This window comes from Paenibacillus sp. J2TS4 (genome assembly GCF_018403245.1).
Classification (GTDB): domain Bacteria; phylum Bacillota; class Bacilli; order Paenibacillales; family NBRC-103111; genus Paenibacillus_L.
Genome location: NZ_BOSH01000004.1, coordinates 71193 through 87903, shown reverse-complemented (window position 1 = coordinate 87903; position 16711 = coordinate 71193). Strand labels below are relative to the sequence as shown.

At 48.1% G+C, this 16711-nt stretch carries 18 protein-coding genes; 4 read left to right on the top strand and 14 right to left on the bottom strand.

The genetic code is table 11. The features are described 5' to 3' along the window. Positions 1-83: 83 nt before the first annotated feature. The 7 genes from KJS69_RS10565 to KJS69_RS10535 form a co-directional block, all read right to left on the bottom strand. Positions 84-521, bottom strand: coding sequence for a hypothetical protein (locus tag KJS69_RS10565; protein ID WP_213584080.1), 438 nt, complete (start codon positions 519-521; stop codon positions 84-86). Positions 522-632: 111 nt separating this feature from the next. Continuing rightward, positions 633-896 carry a YlbG family protein gene (locus tag KJS69_RS10560; protein ID WP_213583729.1) on the bottom strand — a complete coding sequence of 88 codons (264 nt, stop codon included), beginning with the start codon at positions 894-896 and terminating at the stop codon, positions 633-635. Positions 897-1402: 506 nt separating this feature from the next. Continuing rightward, entirely contained in the window at positions 1403-1861 is a 459-nt protein-coding gene (locus KJS69_RS10555) for a YlbF/YmcA family competence regulator (RefSeq protein WP_213583728.1), read from the bottom strand. 68 nt (positions 1862-1929) lie between these two features. Then, complete coding sequence (locus KJS69_RS10550; protein WP_213583727.1) at positions 1930-3822, bottom strand: helicase-associated domain-containing protein; 1893 nt, start codon at positions 3820-3822, stop codon at positions 1930-1932. Further along, entirely contained in the window at positions 3822-5516 is a 1695-nt protein-coding gene (locus KJS69_RS10545) for a DNA repair helicase XPB (protein ID WP_213583726.1), read from the bottom strand. Before KJS69_RS10545 ends, KJS69_RS10550 begins: the two co-directional genes overlap by 1 nt. A gap of 284 nt (positions 5517-5800) precedes the next feature. Then, the gene (locus KJS69_RS10540) at positions 5801-6238 is read right to left on the bottom strand and encodes a CBS domain-containing protein (protein WP_249730461.1); all 438 of its coding nucleotides are present in this window, start codon (positions 6236-6238) and stop codon (positions 5801-5803) included. A gap of 120 nt (positions 6239-6358) precedes the next feature. After that, the gene (locus KJS69_RS10535) at positions 6359-7537 is read right to left on the bottom strand and encodes a M20 metallopeptidase family protein (protein WP_213583725.1); all 1179 of its coding nucleotides are present in this window, start codon (positions 7535-7537) and stop codon (positions 6359-6361) included. 222 nt (positions 7538-7759) lie between these two features. Between KJS69_RS10535 and KJS69_RS10530 the strand changes: the two genes are divergently transcribed. Next, entirely contained in the window at positions 7760-8107 is a 348-nt protein-coding gene (locus KJS69_RS10530; RefSeq protein ID WP_213583724.1) for a YugN family protein, read from the top strand. 12 nt (positions 8108-8119) lie between these two features. After that, entirely contained in the window at positions 8120-9280 is a 1161-nt protein-coding gene (gene ftsW / locus KJS69_RS10525) for a putative lipid II flippase FtsW (RefSeq protein WP_213583723.1), read from the top strand. Between the two features lie 101 nt (positions 9281-9381). Here the strand turns inward: ftsW and KJS69_RS10520 are convergent, their stop codons facing one another. Beyond that, positions 9382-9765: an Asp23/Gls24 family envelope stress response protein gene (locus KJS69_RS10520; RefSeq protein ID WP_213583722.1), complete on the bottom strand. Its 384-nt coding sequence runs from the start codon at positions 9763-9765 to the stop codon at positions 9382-9384. Between the two features lie 27 nt (positions 9766-9792). After that, entirely contained in the window at positions 9793-10578 is a 786-nt protein-coding gene (locus KJS69_RS10515; RefSeq protein ID WP_213583721.1) for an SDR family oxidoreductase, read from the bottom strand. Between the two features lie 116 nt (positions 10579-10694). Here KJS69_RS10515 and cax point away from each other — a divergent pair, with 116 nt between their 5' ends. Then, the gene (cax, locus tag KJS69_RS10510) at positions 10695-11756 is read left to right on the top strand and encodes a calcium/proton exchanger (RefSeq protein ID WP_249730460.1); all 1062 of its coding nucleotides are present in this window, start codon (positions 10695-10697) and stop codon (positions 11754-11756) included. Positions 11757-11868: 112 nt separating this feature from the next. Here cax and KJS69_RS10505 read toward each other — a convergent pair whose 3' ends face one another. The 5 genes from KJS69_RS10505 to KJS69_RS10485 all read right to left on the bottom strand — a co-directional run bounded on the left by KJS69_RS10505 (position 11869) and on the right by KJS69_RS10485 (position 15695). Beyond that, the gene (locus KJS69_RS10505) at positions 11869-12156 is read right to left on the bottom strand and encodes an Fpa/YlaN family protein (protein ID WP_213583719.1); all 288 of its coding nucleotides are present in this window, start codon (positions 12154-12156) and stop codon (positions 11869-11871) included. Positions 12157-12628: 472 nt separating this feature from the next. Further along, positions 12629-12877 (bottom strand): HPr family phosphocarrier protein, encoded by a 249-nt coding sequence (locus KJS69_RS10500; RefSeq protein WP_213583718.1) that lies wholly within the window; start codon positions 12875-12877, stop codon positions 12629-12631. A 112-nt stretch (positions 12878-12989) separates the two neighbouring features. After that, the gene (locus KJS69_RS10495; protein ID WP_213583717.1) at positions 12990-14105 is read right to left on the bottom strand and encodes an aminopeptidase; all 1116 of its coding nucleotides are present in this window, start codon (positions 14103-14105) and stop codon (positions 12990-12992) included. A gap of 13 nt (positions 14106-14118) precedes the next feature. After that, positions 14119-14808 carry a TVP38/TMEM64 family protein gene (locus tag KJS69_RS10490; RefSeq protein ID WP_213583716.1) on the bottom strand — a complete coding sequence of 230 codons (690 nt, stop codon included), beginning with the start codon at positions 14806-14808 and terminating at the stop codon, positions 14119-14121. A 179-nt stretch (positions 14809-14987) separates the two neighbouring features. Then, a complete protein-coding gene (locus tag KJS69_RS10485; RefSeq protein WP_213583715.1) occupies positions 14988-15695 on the bottom strand; it encodes a hypothetical protein in 708 nt (235 codons plus the stop codon). Positions 15696-16082: 387 nt separating this feature from the next. Between KJS69_RS10485 and rpsD the strand changes: the two genes are divergently transcribed. Beyond that, a complete protein-coding gene (gene rpsD / locus KJS69_RS10480) occupies positions 16083-16685 on the top strand; it encodes a 30S ribosomal protein S4 (RefSeq protein ID WP_213583714.1) in 603 nt (200 codons plus the stop codon). Positions 16686-16711: the final 26 nt, after the last annotated feature.

Here is a 16711-nt window from a genome sequence, read left to right as displayed (position 1 = left end):
AAACTTATATATTTCTTATATTTAACAAAAAGACGCTCCCGAGCTTATCTTGTCTGACAGCTCGAGAGCGCGAAGGCAGTTATTTATTTGCGTTTGCGGCTGTTCTTGATCAGTGTCATTCGGCGGGAATGACGCAGCCAAGAGTAATAGGACTTTAAGTCCCGCAGCTCGATCGTTTCGGACATTCTACCTAGAAAGGTAACAACTATCATCTTGTATAACGGATTCCCCGCTATATCGGTTTCATTCTCCAAAACAGCAAATTCCACGACCATCACCAGATCGTCTTCAATTAAAAACACGTCCTGCTCATTCCGGTAATAGGATTGAATCTGACCCTGCTTCAGCTTGCTCCATAAAAAATCGCATATATCTTCAAAGCCTGTTTTCCGGTTCTCGACCCGCGAGATCCATCGGGTTCGGGCGTGATGGGTTACGACAATGTCGGCAATCTTCTTGTCTGACAGTATTATATAGAATGGTTCGTAAGTACTCCAACGGTCCATCATTCTGTCTCTCACTTCCACGACTCCCCTCCTACAAAAACAGGCCTAGAAGACTATGTACAAACTCATCATCCCCATTCTACTCTATTTTGAGCCGTTTTCCAATCCATCTATACGAAAAAAGTATTAAAAAGTGTAAAAACGAGTTTTATCAGGAACATTGCTATTGTATTCCGTTTTAATTTCGCTGCGATACGATCTTTCAACTTTCTTCACATAAGGCAGACGCTGAATATTCCGCATGGTATCTTCCCAATGATCCTTGTTAACGTACATGACCACGTAATGCAGCTTTTTGGACATATAATAAACCGTTCCGTACCGCTCTAAATTTCGGGCCGGCTTTAAATCGGTTACCCAAATAATAAGGCCGATTCTTTCGGTAAACATAATTATTCCTTCTTTCGTATCTATATATGTGGTACTAAAGAAAGCGATCATTCCGTTCCGAAGGAAAGTGCCTCCGAACCTTATTCTTTCTCCACTCCATGATCTATGAAATCTTCAGTTCAATATATATAGTTATAATTGATTGGGATAGATCAGTTATTGGAACTGATTTGTAGTCTTTCGAAATATTAGTCGTTAAATAAACGCAAGCCAAAAATTTCATAGTGCAGAGGAACGCTCTTTAAGCCGATGGAAAACCGGAAGGGACGACATGGGTCGGGCAGTCAGGATCTGAGGAGTAGCGCTATTGTTAAGTGGAATCAACATAGATTCTTAGTTATTTCAGAAGGAGTAATTCCTTGAGGAGACGAATTCCCGCCCGTTAGCCGCAAGCCGTCGCCTCCTCTTCCTGACCGCCAGGCGAATCGGGAAGAGGAGAACGTCCTGCATCGAAAGGCCGGCCTCCGAGCTCGTCAACGATCTCGGAACCTGAGAGGAAGCGGTTATTATCCGCAGTTCCCGCTGCAGGAACCGCCAGACCCGCAGCCTCCCGATCCGCAGCCGCTTACGGGAACAGGACTGTTGCTCGGCACCTTGATAGACTCCGAAACGGAATAAGCGATCAACTCAGAAACATCAAAGAGCAGTTCATCCAAGCGGGACTCCGCCTGCTGATAGAAACGTATGACTGAATTCTCATGCATCTGCTCCTGCAAGGCCTGCACTTCCTCCAGAGCGGCGTGATAATCAGGGTGAAAATGACCAAAACGCTCGCACTCTTCAAACTTCTCCTTCTTCTTCGCGAACTGGCGAATGAGGGATTGCGCATCTTCATCCTCCGCGAGACGTTCTTTCCAATATAAGTACTCCGCCATTTCAACAGAGGAATTAATCGAATCGCCCAGTTCGTAGGCTTGTATCAATAAGGCCGACATGTCCAAGGCGTCGGCTTCCAGGATGCTCATTTGACCATGTCACTCCTTTAGTTTATTTACATCCTTCATCATACCATGAAGTATCCGATTATCGGTAACTAAATTTGCGAAATTCCAGGAAGCACAATTTGGACTCTGTCCCAATTTCGAGGATCTATCGTGACAGAGGACGAGCCAGCCATTCCGATAATTCGCCAGCCATTGTCGTCCTCTGTTAATTTCATTGGAACAATGGTTTGTTCATCCCCTTCGGATGCTATCCGGAGCGCGGCCTTCCATTCCAACGCTTTTCTGATTATTTCCTTACGGGTTGATAAATGATAGGAAAGGCACTCGCGGAACCACTTTCCAGGGACTTCCCGCCATTCCGGAAACAGCTCGTCCGCCGATGGAATATCCGTATCCACCGGCCACTGGCTCCAGGCGTAATCGGAGAGAATCAGTCGCGGAGCCCCCTTTTTATCAAGTTCTCCATCCCGGGTTTCGCCATTGGCCTCAAGCCATTCTCCCTCGCAAGAAAGCCTTTGGACAGAGAGCTCCTTAAGCGGCCCCGGCAATGAATTTGTATTCATATTCACAGCTGGCTCTTGCAGGACTGCAGCTTTCCCCTTGCTATTTGCCCATTGCTCTAACATCTGGGCCACGTTATCAGGGAGTCCGTATAGGGACGCCGCACTAAGAAAACGGGTGCATTCGTCCAGGCTGTACCCTTCAGTCAGTGCTTTGAGAAAGCGATCTTTGGTCAAGCGATATACGGTTACCTGTCCGGATTGGCAGCGCTCTGCCATCGCTTCCAGCATCCAACGGGTGGAGAAGGATACGTCCGGAGGAGCGATGATGTCCAAGTCGGGCTGGACATAGCATTTGCCCCCTTCGGCTTCCTCCCCGGCCGGCTCCTCCTCCATCAACGGAAAAGACCAGCGAAATCGGCGCTCCGCCAATTCGGTTACTTCCGATAAATCGGAAATTTCCCCCCAGCCCATCTCGCTTAGTGGCAGCAGCCAGCGAGCCAGTAATTCATCAGGATCGCAGGCTTGATCCCGAATAGAGCTATCGTCAAACAGACGGATTCCGGTGACCGGCTCCGTTAAACCGCTCAGCAAATCTCCAATCCGAACCCACTGGCCAAAAGGGACCCGTTCCGCCAACAAAATGGCATGGTGCATCCATGCAGGGATAAGCGGCAGACAGATTTGGCACCAATAGCGATAAAGCTCCCGCTGCCTATCGTTGGAAGATTGCATTAACCAGCGCTCCACCCTTTCGCGGCAAAGCTTTAATTCATCTTCCCCGAATTCTGCCAATCTCATTTGGAGCACGATATCCAACGTAATAACGAACGCCTCGTGGTATACATCACAGTGAACATAATGGTACGATAATGGCTTAAGGACATCCGGATTAACGGTCATCAGCGAATTGATTTTTTGCAGATGACGTTTGGGAACGGTTCCTTTACGCGTCAAGATTATTTTCTCAGAAGCCAAATAACGGAGCAAATAAAGCAGGTCGAACGCTACCCCTCGCGCGTATCTCCCCTCCTCCGCCCGTTCGTATAAAGAGGGGTCCTCCGTTTTAAAGGAAAGAGGCCATAGAATGCGATGCCACATCCTCGCTATTTCAAGCGGCAGAACATACAGATGCTCTCCCCAGGCTTTACGGAAAGCAAAGACGATCCCCCGCTGCTGCAAGCCGGCGAGCCCGCTTCTTATTTCTGCACCGGAGATACCTTCTCGCTCTGCGGCTTTCTCCAAATTCGTCAGCTTGAATGGATGAACACCGAATTCCGCCAGACAAGCGACCAGTGTATTTCTTTCCCAGGGAGTTAGAGACTCCGCTTGCCCTGCAGACCCAAGGTTTCCCCCGGAATCCGCCCAGTATATAGAATCGTCCGTTGTTCTCCCCAGACGGGAAGGGAAAGACGGCGACCCTCCATGGGGAAGCAATCCGGAACTAGTCACACGACGAGCTATTTCGGATAAGCTGATCATTAGACCTCTACCTCCTGCCCTTCCCATTCTCCTTCTATAAGGCTGTACTGGTAGCCTTGCTCAATAAGAAATAATTGACGGTTTAACGCAAATTCCTGCTCCTTCGTTCCTTTACTCACAATCGAGTAAAAATAAGACTTGTTTCTTCCCGGCTTCGGGCGCAAAATTCTGCCCAGCCGTTGGGCTTCCTCCTGCCTGGAGCCAAAGCTGCCCGAGACCTGGATCGCCACAGAAGCATCGGGAAGATCCACCGCAAAATTAGCCACTTTAGAAACAACCAGAACCGGAAGCAAGCCTTCGCGAAATTGCTGATACAGCTTCTCCCTCTCCTCATGCGGCATCGTTCCGCAAATAAGAGGCGCCTGCAAGTAATCTGCAAATTTCCGGAGCTGTTCCAAATATTGGCCGATCACAAGAGTCGGCTCTCCTTTATGTTTGACTAGCAGCTTGGCAGCTACCTCCATTTTGCGTGGATTTTCCGCAGCTACACGCATTTGCGAACGGGCGCCTGTTTCTTTGTACAGCTTGATGGACTCCCGAGGGAGATCGACGAGAAGCTCTTTGCATTCGACCTGGGCAATCCAGCCTTGCTTCTCCAGCTGCTTCCACGGAACATCGTACCGTTTGGGTCCGATCAATGAGTAGACTTCCTTCTCGCAGCCGTCTTCCCGGACAAGTGTAGCGGTCAGGCCAAGGCGGCGGGTCGCCTGGATATCGGCGGTTACCCGAAAAATAGGGGCGGGAAGAAGGTGGACTTCATCATAAATAATCAGACCCCAATCCCGTTCTTTAAACAGCTTCATATGTCTAAATTCATCTTCTTTACTGCGGCGATGAGTCAAAATTTGATAAGTAGCGATCGTTACTGGCTTGACCAGCTTGGTAGTCCCGTCGTATTCCCCGATCATCGACTCGTCCAATGTCGTTTTCTCCATAATTTCTCTCTTCCACTGTTTAACCGAGCTTACATTCGGTGTCAAAATAAGCGTGGCACATTGCAGCTTGCATACTGCTGCTATTCCGATAATCGTTTTTCCCGCTCCGCAGGGCAAAATCAATACCCCGCTTCCTCCATGAGTGCTCCCTTCACGATAAAAGGCCTCTACAGCCTCGGCCTGATAATCCCTCAATTCAAAAGTCCGGCCGTCGGATAATTTATCCCGCCAGTCGAGAGCAAGCGATTCTCCCTGATGAAAGCCGGCCCGGTCCTCCAGCGGATACCCGAGATGGATCAGCTCCTGCTTAACCTTGCCGCGGGAGGATGGGCGGACCTCGACGGCTTGCGGATCAATTCGTTCGCCAAACAAGGCTGATAGCGAAGGATAAGACATCAATTCATTCAGCAATGCGGGGCTCTTGGAAAGGAGCAGCAGCGCGCCGTCTCTCTGCTCCAGCTGCAGCAAGCCATACTTATCTGTAATCTTCAGAAGCTCATTGCGAACAGATGAGGGAATACCGAATTTACTGTAATTTGTCAAAAAATCAATCATCTCGCCGGGACGCCAGCCACAGGCCATCGCGTTCCATAACGATAATGGAGTGATTTTATAGGTATGAATATGAGGCGGGCTTTTAACCAGGTCCGCAAAGCGGTTCAAACGGTTTCGAACCGTTTCGAAATCAGGATGATCGGTTTCAAGCAATACGGTAAAATCATTCAAAATAAACAAAGGGGACTGGGATGCACTGTTCATAACGTTCTCCTTCCGTTTATCTTCTTACTATTAAGTATGAAAGGAAGTCGCCTAAATTAAACATCCCGGCAGAGTTACGACAGGAATAAGGGAACCGAAGTCAGTCTCATCGACTTTTAGAAAAGATGGCATCATTCAAATAGAAGCTTTCTTATCGCCAAATAGAATTGGATGGGATTCAGGAAGCAACAACTAATAAATTCTATATGTGGCAGCAAAAAGCCACGAGACAACGGGGATTCAGGTTATAATAACCTATTCCCTCGTGCTCATGGCCATAGATGTTACCGATTCAAGGTGCCCGACTTATCACTTTCCGAAATTTCGCTGAGCGCTTCTCCTGCTTCGCTCTCGAATATATGCCGTACCGCCAGATCCCCGATGGACACGACGCCGATCAACTCTCCCTGGTCGACAACCGGAAGACGGCGAATTTGATCCTTTGCCATCATTTTGGCCGCTTCGTCTACGGTGGTTTCCGGGTCCACCGTTGTGATGTCACGGCTCATCAGGTTCTCGGCAACGGCTGAGCCTTCTTTCTTCTCGGCGATGGCGCGAATGACCAGATCGCGGTCGGTTACGACTCCGAGCAGCTTTGTGCCTTCAACGACAGGAATAAAGCCGGTGTCGTGCTGCTTCATTTTTAAAGCAATGTCATATACGGTGTCCTTGGAGCCTACCGCAACGATCTCGTCGGTCATAATATCTTTAATTTTTCTCACTAATCTTCCTCCTAGCTAAGTATTTAAGGGGCAGTCCCTTCATAGCTTTCTCCTGCAGAGGAGGATTCATCCTTGCAAAAATGTGTCAGCCGGAGAAAATAAGCAAAATAATCTTATCCCCTACAACGATCGTTCATTCAAATAATCAAGTGTGAGACCAATAAGCAAACATGCCGCTTGCTTCATCGCATTTTCATCAATATCAAACAGCGGGTGGTGATGGGGGATGGGGGTGCCGGACCCGGGAGCCTGCGCACCGACAAAAATAAAACAACCCGGGATTTTTTGCAAATAATACGAGAAGTCCTCACTCGCCATAATCGGAGCGCAAGAGCGAACTCGATCCTCGCCGTACAATTGCCGACCGATGCGAACAAATCTTTGCGCCTCGCTCACATGATTGACAACCGCCGGATAGCCTTCCTTGTACTCGAGCTTGAATGCTGCTCCATGCATGGCGCAGGTCTGTTCCGCTATTTCGCTTATTCTATTTCTGATCTGGTCTCTGGTGCCGGAATCAAAGGTCCGGACCGTTCCGTTCAGAATGCATTGGTCAGCAATGACATTGAAGCCGCTTCCAGCATGGATCGAACCTATCGAGAGGACGGCCGGAATGGTCGGATTAACGTTACGGCTGACGATGGTTTGCAAATTAACGACAAGATGAGAACCGACCACTACACTGTCTACAGTCTCGTGAGGCAGCCCCCCGTGCCCGCCTTTGCCCGTTATTTCGATACGCATTTCATCGGCATTAGCCATGATCGGCCCTTCCGCACTGTAGACAGAGCCTGATGGAAACGGCGACCATAGATGAACCCCATAGATTACATCCACATCTTTCAATACACCGTCGGCAATCATTGCGGAGGCGCCGCCCGGACTGATTTCCTCGGCAGGCTGAAATATAAACCGGACATTTCCGCTAAGATCTCTTTTGAATGGAGCCAGAACGGCAGCTGCCCCCAATAATTGCGCTGTATGAGCGTCATGGCCGCAGGCATGCATCACACCCGCCACTTTAGAAGCGTACTCTACCTTCTTCTCGTCCTGGATGGGGAGTGCGTCCATATCCGCTCTCAGAGCAACCGTCGGTCCCGGCCGGCCTCCCCGCAGAAGTGCTGTTACCCCGTACCCGCCAACATTCCGTTCAACCTCCAGCCCCAGGCTCGTAAGCCGCTCTGCTACAAATCTTGACGTTTCCTTCTCTTGATAAGATAACTCCGGGTGACGGTGTAAATGTCGCCTCCAGCTCACCATGTCTGGATAAATCTGCTCTACGCTTTGCTCTATATTCATCGTATCCCTCCCATTACAAAAACCTCTTACCTAATATTTTAGCAGACCTCCCCACCGTTTCCTATCTATCCAAGGCAAGACAGCATAAAAACATGCCACAAAATAGCCACATTTAACAAGTTCGCGCGCAGGGCTTTAGGGTTGCACAAGTTTGGGAAACATACTATCATGAAAATGATATACCCTTATTAACTGGACGCCAAATAGATCGGAGGACTATAAATGATAATCGAAAATACAGGCTTAAACGGAGTTAAAAGCGATCTTGCTTTCTTGGATGAAGTAACCACTGACCTTGGTTTTATCCGCTGGCAATGGGAATACTACCGCGCCACATATGATTACAAAATTGAAGATGCCAAATCTAAAAATGAATATTTGCTAAGAATCAACACTCGGGTTGAAGTCGGAAAGCTGGAGCGCCCCGATTCCATTCTCAATATTGAACAAGTCTACATAGGACGAGTCACTTTCCCGCACGGACTCGAGTACACTTCTCCTGTTCCTCAAGCCGTTCTGGACGAAGCTAACCGGAAGCTGACTGAGTTAAAGAAGAAGCTCGAGCAATAAGCAGGCGAATCCATGAATCCCCCACGAAGAGGAACGCCCGATTTTTTACTGTTGTTCCTGACGTTTGCTTTGGCGGCTTTCGGACTGCTCATGGTTTACAGCTCCAGCTCTGCCATTGCTTTATCAGCTGAGAAATACGGAGGAGATTCATTTTACTTTGCCAAACGGCACGCGATTGCGATGATCCTCGGATTGTTTGCGATGATCTTCATTATGAACGTTCGCTACCGAATGCTGCGCAAATGGACGCTTCCCATCTTTCTGATAACAGTCGTCCTGCTGGCACTCGTGCCGTTCATCGGCTATGGGCCACCGGGAGCCCGCAGTTGGCTCGCTCTCGGTCCGTTCAACCTGCAGCCATCCGAATTTGCCAAGCTGGCCATCGTCTTGTATCTGGCTAATATGATTACAAGAAAAGGGGACAAGCTTAGAGATTTTAAGAACGGTTTGCTCCCCTCCCTAATCATTGTCGGATTCGTCGGTGGTTTGATCATGATGCAGCCCGATTTAGGCTCCTGCGCCATTCTGGTGCTCGGTGCCATGACGGTCATCATTGTCGGCGGCGCTAATCTGAAGCATTTGGCGGCATTAGGAGCCGTCGGAGCTGGAGTACTGGGAATCGCTCTTGGAATTATGACGATTCAGGGACATGGCTTTGACAGCTACCGCTTCAACCGATTTAGAGTATTTATGGACCCCTGGTCCGATCCGCTGGACACGGGCTTTCAAATTATCCAGTCCCTCTATGCCTTTGGTCACGGAGGGTTTACTGGAGCCGGCTTTGGGCAGAGTATCCAGAAGCTTCATTATCTTCCCGAAGCTCATAACGATTTTATATTTGCGATCATCGGTGAAGAATTCGGATTTTTGGGCACCTCCCTCTTTCTCCTTATCTATATTCTTTTTTTGTGGAGAGGGATTATTGTTTCTCTGCGCTGCCCAGATCCGTTCGGAATGCTAGTCGGGATCGGAATCATCAGTACGATCGGTATTCAAGCTTTAGTCAACATTGGCGGAGTGACCAACAGTATTCCAATGACCGGCATCACGCTGCCTTTCATCAGCTACGGCGGGTCTTCCATACTTGCCACACTGATCGGCATGGGAATCGTGCTTGGCATTTCCCGTCAATCGAATGAGCGATTGCCGGAAACATCTAATAAACGAAGCTAAACCAGTCTCCATTATATTAGTTTCGTTCATAAAAAGGACGGCCTGCAGGCCGTCCTTTTCTTCGTTATATGTAGCTTGTTATGGAAAGATCCCGAACCATCCTATTTCACCCGAAGGATCTCTTCGCTCTCTTCCTCCCTCTCCTTGAAGGCGACCCCTTCTACCTTTACGTTCACTTCAACGACATGCAAGCCGGTCATGTTCTCGATGGAATCACGAACGTTCTCCTGCAGCTCGCGGCAAACGACCTGTATCTGAGAGCCATAGTGAACAATGATTCTTAAATCGATGGCGGCTTCCAATTCCCCCACTTCTACCGTCACACCCCGCTGCAGATTTTTGCCGCTAAGCCGTTTGGCCAGGCCTTCCGAAATCCCTCCAGACATTCCAGCGATTCCGGGAGTATCGAGGGCAGCCAAACCTGCAATCGTAGCAACGACATCATCAGAAATACGAATGTTCCCCGTTTGCTTCTGTTCTGACATACCGTTCACTCCTTTTCTTTTTATTCATTATAATGATTTGACCATTCCCCCGTCAACGAAGAACGTGGAACCGGTCATGTAGCTGTTGCGCGGTGACAATAAATAAGCGGCCAAATCCGCCAATTCCTCGGGCCGTCCATATCTGCCCAGCGGAATTTCCTGCATGATCTCTTCTTGAACCTGTTCAATAGTCCGGCCCTCCCGGGCGGCTCGGGCGCCATCCAGCTCCGTTAATCGGTCGGTCGAAATTCTTCCGGGACAAACCGTATTCAACAGAATACCTGTTTCTGCCAATTCGATCGATAACGTCTTCATTAGCCCGGCCACTCCTGCACGGAAAGTGTTAGACAGCACCAAGCCCGGAATAGGCACTTTGACGGAGCTTGAGGCGATAGTTACAATTCTTCCTCCGGCTTCCTTCATGTAGGGATGGAAGCCTCGGACCAGTCTGACAACGCTCATCAGATTGGTTTGGAATGCGCTCTCCCAGGCCTCATCCTGCATCTCCAGAAAGCTTCCCCCCGGGGGACCGCCGGCATTGCACACAAGCGCATCAATCGTCCCACAGGAAGCGGCGGAGCGCTCCACGAACTTGGCCACTGATTCCGCATCCCCCACCTGGACGGCGAAGCCCTGGGCTTCTACTCCATAGCGGGAAGCCAGCTCCTGGGCCGTTGCACGGATGCTCTCTTCGTCCCGGCTGCCCAGAATAAGGTTAGCTCCCTCCTCAGCCAGCTTGGCGGCAATCGCTCGTCCCAGCCCTTTGCTTGAAGCCGTTACAACAGCCGTTTTTCCTTTTAATTTCAGATCCATAGCTCTATCTCCTTCTAATTATCTTATTAATATTATAGGGTAGCAAGCCTAATCATTCCCCGCATTGCATTAGATCTTGCAATTTTGGAATGCTATCCATGGAAGAGGTGAAAATATTGAGCAATCGTCTACTATACATTCTCCTGATCCTTACTTTTGTCATAAGCGGAGCAGCCCACTATGCGGGAATGAACTACACCGTGCAATTTATAACGTCCTGCATCGCTATTTTGTTCGTGGCAGGCTTTCTCGGCAAAGCAACCGAAAATGTAGCCTTTTATGCCGGGGAAAGGATGGGAGGCTTCCTTAACGCCACGTTCGGCAATGCGACAGAATTAATTATCTCCATTATTCTTATCAAAGAAGCCGTTAATGGCAATCCTAGGCTGTTTGATATGGTTAAAGCGAGCATTACCGGATCGATCATTGGGAATATGCTGCTTGTTCTCGGGCTCAGCCTGCTGCTTGGAGGCTTGAAATATAAAACGCAAAACTTCAGCCAAGTATTGGCAACGTACAACTCGTCACTCATGCAGCTGGCTGTTATTGCTCTCTTCATACCAGCCGCATTCTCCTATACGTTGACGAATCGCGAAACGGAATATTTGAGTCTCGCGGTAGCCGCCATTTTAATGATTTGTTACTTGTTGTGGCTGGTGTTTTCTATGGTGACCCATAAGGCCCAAATAAGCGAGGACAAGGCCGAGCAGGGAAAAGCCGACTGGTCCAAAGGATTATCGATTTTGTTTTTGATCGCAGCTACTGTAATGGTGGCGTTCGTCAGTGAGTGGCTGGTTGGCACATTGGAGGATTTCTCCCATCGCTTTGGCTTATCAGAATTGTTTGTCGGCGCCTTCGTCATTGCGATTATCGGCAATGCGGCAGAGCATTCGGCCGCTGTTATGCTGGCCATGAAGAACAAAATCGGAGCTGCCGTAGAAATCGCCATTGGAAGCAGTTTGCAGATCGCTCTTTTTGTCGCGCCGATCCTTGTTTTTGTAAGCTATATCATGGGCGAGGCGATGAACTTCGTCTTCACAGTCCACGAGCTGGCGGCCATTGCCGTATCTGTCGTTATTGCGGTAGCCATCTCCAAGGATGGCCGCACAAGCTGGTACGAGGGAGTACTTCTGCTGGCAGTCTATTTAATACTTGGAATGGCCTTTTTCCTTATATAACTAAGGGTTATTACCCCTATCGGAGTATTCGAAAATGAGCATCGTTTTCCTTCAATTGGAGAATTCTGCAAGCTCACCAAAGTAAAATAAAAGAGTAACCAGGTATACGGGGTTACTCTTTAGCGTTCAAAGCCTCATATAATTGGGCGAGATTGCGTTCCAATTCGCTTAACAGCTGCTTTCCGGCCGCCTCGCTTACTAGACCGGCTCGAATCGCAAAGTCTACCTCGCGGGAAAGCCCATACATTTGAGTATCCAGCACTTCCTCGTACAAAGGACATTTACGAGTCGTTAAATTTTCCATTTGCACTTCAATTAGCTTCTGTATTTTTAAAGCATCTTCCTGTAGAAGCTGGAAGGCTCGTTGGTTTAAACTCAACATTAATTCCGATGAAGACATCAAACTTCCCCCCTGTAGTAAAATAACAACCCCCATTTAAAGTGGCATGCCCACTAGCTTATTTCTTATATCTATGGAGGAATCCGTCCGGTCCAATCCCCCAAGCGGTCAGATGCCCTTGGAGATCCTTCGAGGATGAGCGACCGCGTTGTTAAGGTTGTTTTATCGCCAAATAGAATTTAGTGCGGTTCAGAAAGCAAAAACTTATAAATTCTATATGTGGTAAAATAAGCTCCTATGCACTATATTAGACGAAAACATAACAAGATACAAGAGATACGGCATCTTCCAAAAACTCTATGCGGCTACGCAAAAAACAATTCTGATTTTTAAACGCCTGATTTGGCTTCAAAAGTAGGTTATACAGAACTTTGCGGGAAGTCCGGAGCTTATCATTCTATCCTGAAAATAAGTCTGTAAAGTCAAAAAAGTATTCCCTTAAGACGGGAATACTTTTAAGTAGTGGCACCTATTACTCTGCGGCCATTTGAACCGCAAGGTTATGTTTAGCAAATACTTCCTGCATTGCTTTCTTCGCTTCCTCAGCATCCGGACCATGAACGTGGAGTGAGTATTTTCCAGCGGAGGTCAAAGTAGTGAACAGGCCCAGTATACTTTTAACGTCGATATATTTGTTTTCATATTGCAAAACGATGGAAGAGCTGAATTTGTTAGCCGTCTGGGAAATATCCACCACTGCGGCATTGCTCGAATTAGCCATTGCTATCCCTCCAAATGAGTAGTGTCGTCAAAGCTTTCAATGTAATGATACCTTGGAAACTTGTAGGGTGCAAGTCAATTTTCAGTTTATCGTAAAAACGTTTCCATCTGCTCTACTTCAGGTTCTCCGGATTCAACCCTTCCAGTTCCTCAATGACGAATCGGCCGTCTTTGCGGATCAGCACATCGTCGAAATAAATTTCGCCTCCGCCGTATTCCGGGCGCTGAATAAGGACGATATCCCAATGGATCGAGGAACGATTACCGTTGTCGGCTTCCTTGTATGCCTGACCTGGGGTAAAATGAAGACTTCCCGCGATTTTCTCGTCAAATAACGTATCCTTCATCGGATGTAAAATATACGGATTGAAGCCGAGACTGAACTCGCCAATATACCTCGCTCCCTCGTCAGTGTTCAAAATATCATTGAGCCTTTTCGTATCGCTGCTGGTTGCCTCTACAATTTTTCCATTTTCGAACACGAAGCGGATATTTTCAAAAGTCGTTCCCTGATACACCGATGGAGTATTATATTGGATCACTCCATGGACAGAATCGTGCACCGGAGCAGTGTACAGCTCTCCATCAGGAATGTTGCGGTGGCCGGAGCATTTGACCGAAGGAATGCCCTTGATCGAGAAGCTCAAGTCTGTACCCGGGGAGATAATCCTGACTCTATTGGTGCGGTCCATCAGCTTTTGCAGCGGGTCCATCGCCCGATCCATGCGAGAATAGTCGAGATTGCATACGTCAAAGTAGAAATTTTCAAACGCAGCGGTGCTCGTATTGGCAAGCTGGGCCATAGAATCGTTCGGATAGCGCAGAACGACCCAGCGGGTATGCTTTACACGCTGTTCCAAATGAACCGGTTTTCGATAATAAAGATCGTAAAGCTTCATTTTATCGTCAGGGACGTCTGCCAATTCGTTCACATTCTCCCCAGAACGAATAGCAACATAACATTGCATTTCCGCCATTCTTGCCGTATCGAGCCGCCCCCATAGCTCCATCTGCTCCTGGGTCGCGGACATCAGAACAGATCGCAGAACCTTTCGATCATTCAGGTCTACGAACGGAATGCCCCCGTTTTTGTATACTTCCTCTACCAGGCAGCCCACGATTTCTCTCTCCGAGCCTTGCATGTCTATCAGCACTTTATCTCCCGGCTGTACCTGCATAGAGTAATTAACCAAATTGCGGGCTAATGTTTGCAATCGCGGATCTCTCATAATAAATCCTCCTTCAGACAGCTGATTTGTGAGTGATCATCCTCTTGATCCATCCGCCGATGGCCAGTAAAACAGCGAAAATCCCGACCAACAGCAGCAGCCTTCCTTTATTTTGATGAAAATGAAGCATGTCATGTCCTATGAAGCATTCCAGCAGCACAATAGGGAATTTACCAAGAATGGTCGCCGTCATAAAATGACTGGCCTTAACCTTCATCGCACCTGCTGAGAAGTTTATTGCGGAGGAGGGAACGATCGGAATGAGACGGCCGATTAACACATAAAAAAAGCCGCTTCGTTCCAGTTTATCATTAAATGCCTCTACGGTGGGGAAATTGTTCAGCTTGCCGAGTACCCATTGCTGGCCGATCGATCTGGCGAACCAGAACGATAACGCCGCTCCGACAACCGACATCACGTAATTCACAACGAAGCCCCAGAATAGTCCGAATATAAGAATATTGGCCCCGGCCACCAGCACAAAAGGAATGATGGGCACAACCGTCTGTATGAGCACCGCAGCGATTCCTAGAACGTACGCCCAGGCTCCGAAGGAAAGCAAGTACTGGGATAAATGTTCAACCGTCAGACCCGGCAGCTTTCCCCTCCAATTTGCCTTATACATGAAGAGGACAAGAGCAAGAATAAAGACGGCTGAAATGATGTATTTTAGCAGTGACGCAGGCTTTATCGATTTTTTCAATGGGGGGTCTCCTCTCGCAAATTCCTCATTAATTGTACCACGTAATGCCATGAAGGAAAACGAATATGACGAGGTCAAGCTTCAGGGCGGAAAATTTTTTTCACCTACATAGCACTGGATAAAGAGTCAAACTCACCCGAGAAGCGCTTTGTCTAATCTTCCTTGTATATAAGGAAGAATTAATGAAAAATGTAGCCGGAACGGACGATTTCCTGTTGATTTTCACCAGCTTCGGTATAGCTTAGCCGGGTTTCCACTTCCATTTCTTTTGCCTTTTTATTAGGTAGTTCCAGTAAAATTCGACATTGTCCATCTGCGGAAAGCGTTGCTCCTAGCTGGTCCAGCCTAACTTTTTCCCGATGAATACGCTCGTTTACTTCCTGTTCCAGACGGGCCGCCTTATCCGCCCCCAAGGTCTGCACATATTGGGATGAACGGATTTTTTGCTCTTCCCGGAGCTCTTCCAGCTGCTTCTGCCACTGGAGATTAGTAAGCTGGGTCCATTGCCCGGCATCCGCTTCAATAATCAAAGTCAGGCTATTGCCGGTTTTATTATCGATACGGACGGTTTTACGCGCTTTTTTTAACGATTCGATGATTGCTATCGGATTTGCTGGATTATTCTCTAATCCAGCCATAGAAGACTCTCGTCTCTCTGCAGCATCTACCGGTTGAAAAAAAGATTTCCCGGCCACCGGCATTCCTGCTACCTGGATCTCGGAGCTTCCCTCATAAGCAATGTGCGCAAGTGACATATTGGACAACACCTCCTCCAGAACTCTTTCGGGATCGAGCGCTGTACGCTGACAGGCTACGAGTATGACGAGCCAAATTAGGTTCAATGCCAACAAGCTTATTCGTTGTCTTCTTCGACGACTAGGATTCATCTCAATTCCCCCGTATTAATAATAGCTTTATACTAGGATGCCACCGAAGGCCCGCTTTATGCCGGTATGTTGTTCACAGATAATTAAACCGGGATTTGTCCAAGTATTCTTGTAATATAGACTTGACATCGAATTGGATATTCCTATAGAATTAGAATTTGAGTGGATTATGTCCGCTTCTCGTACGGTCAGGGACGTTATGAACACCCTCACCGGTTTTGTTGCTGACAGGACAGCGGCTGAACTATTCGTGTCAGAGCGGAGCCATCGAGCCCCGCGATAAACAAAGCTGGGCATAACGAATTTCTGTTTCAAACCGGACGAACCCAACAACGAGATTTACTATTATTTAAAATTAAATTTGACATTTAAAGGAGCAATCTATACATGGCACGTTACACAGGTCCTAAATTTAAATTAAGCCGCCGTCTTGGCATTTCCTTAAGCGGCACTGGCAAGGAATTGAGCAAGCGTCCTTTCCCTCCGGGGCAGCATGGACCCGGACTGAGAAGAAAGATTAGCGGATACGGCATGCAGCTTCAAGAGAAGCAAAAGCTGCGTCATATGTACGGCTTGAGCGAGAAGCAATTCCGCAACCTGTTTGATAAAGCTACTAAAATGAAGGGAATCTCCGGTGAGAACTTTATGATCCTGCTGGAAAGCCGTCTGGACAACCTCGTTTACCGTCTCGGATTTTCCAATTCCCGTGCAGGCGCGCGTCAATTGGTTTCCCACGGTCATATCACCGTCAATGGCAAAAAAGTAGACATCCCTTCCTTCATGGTTAGTGTCGGTGACGTAATCGGCCTTCGTGAAAGAAGCCGCGGTCTCTCCGCTATCAAAGGAGCTCTGGAAAACCGCAATCACGTTCCCGCTTACGTTGAATTCAACGAGCAGGCGCTCGAAGGTAAATATATTCGTTTGCCTGAGCGTTCCGAACTTTCGCAAGACGTTGACGAGAAGCAAATCGTCGAGTTTTACAGCCGTTAATTTAATAATAAACCACCCCGGATCAT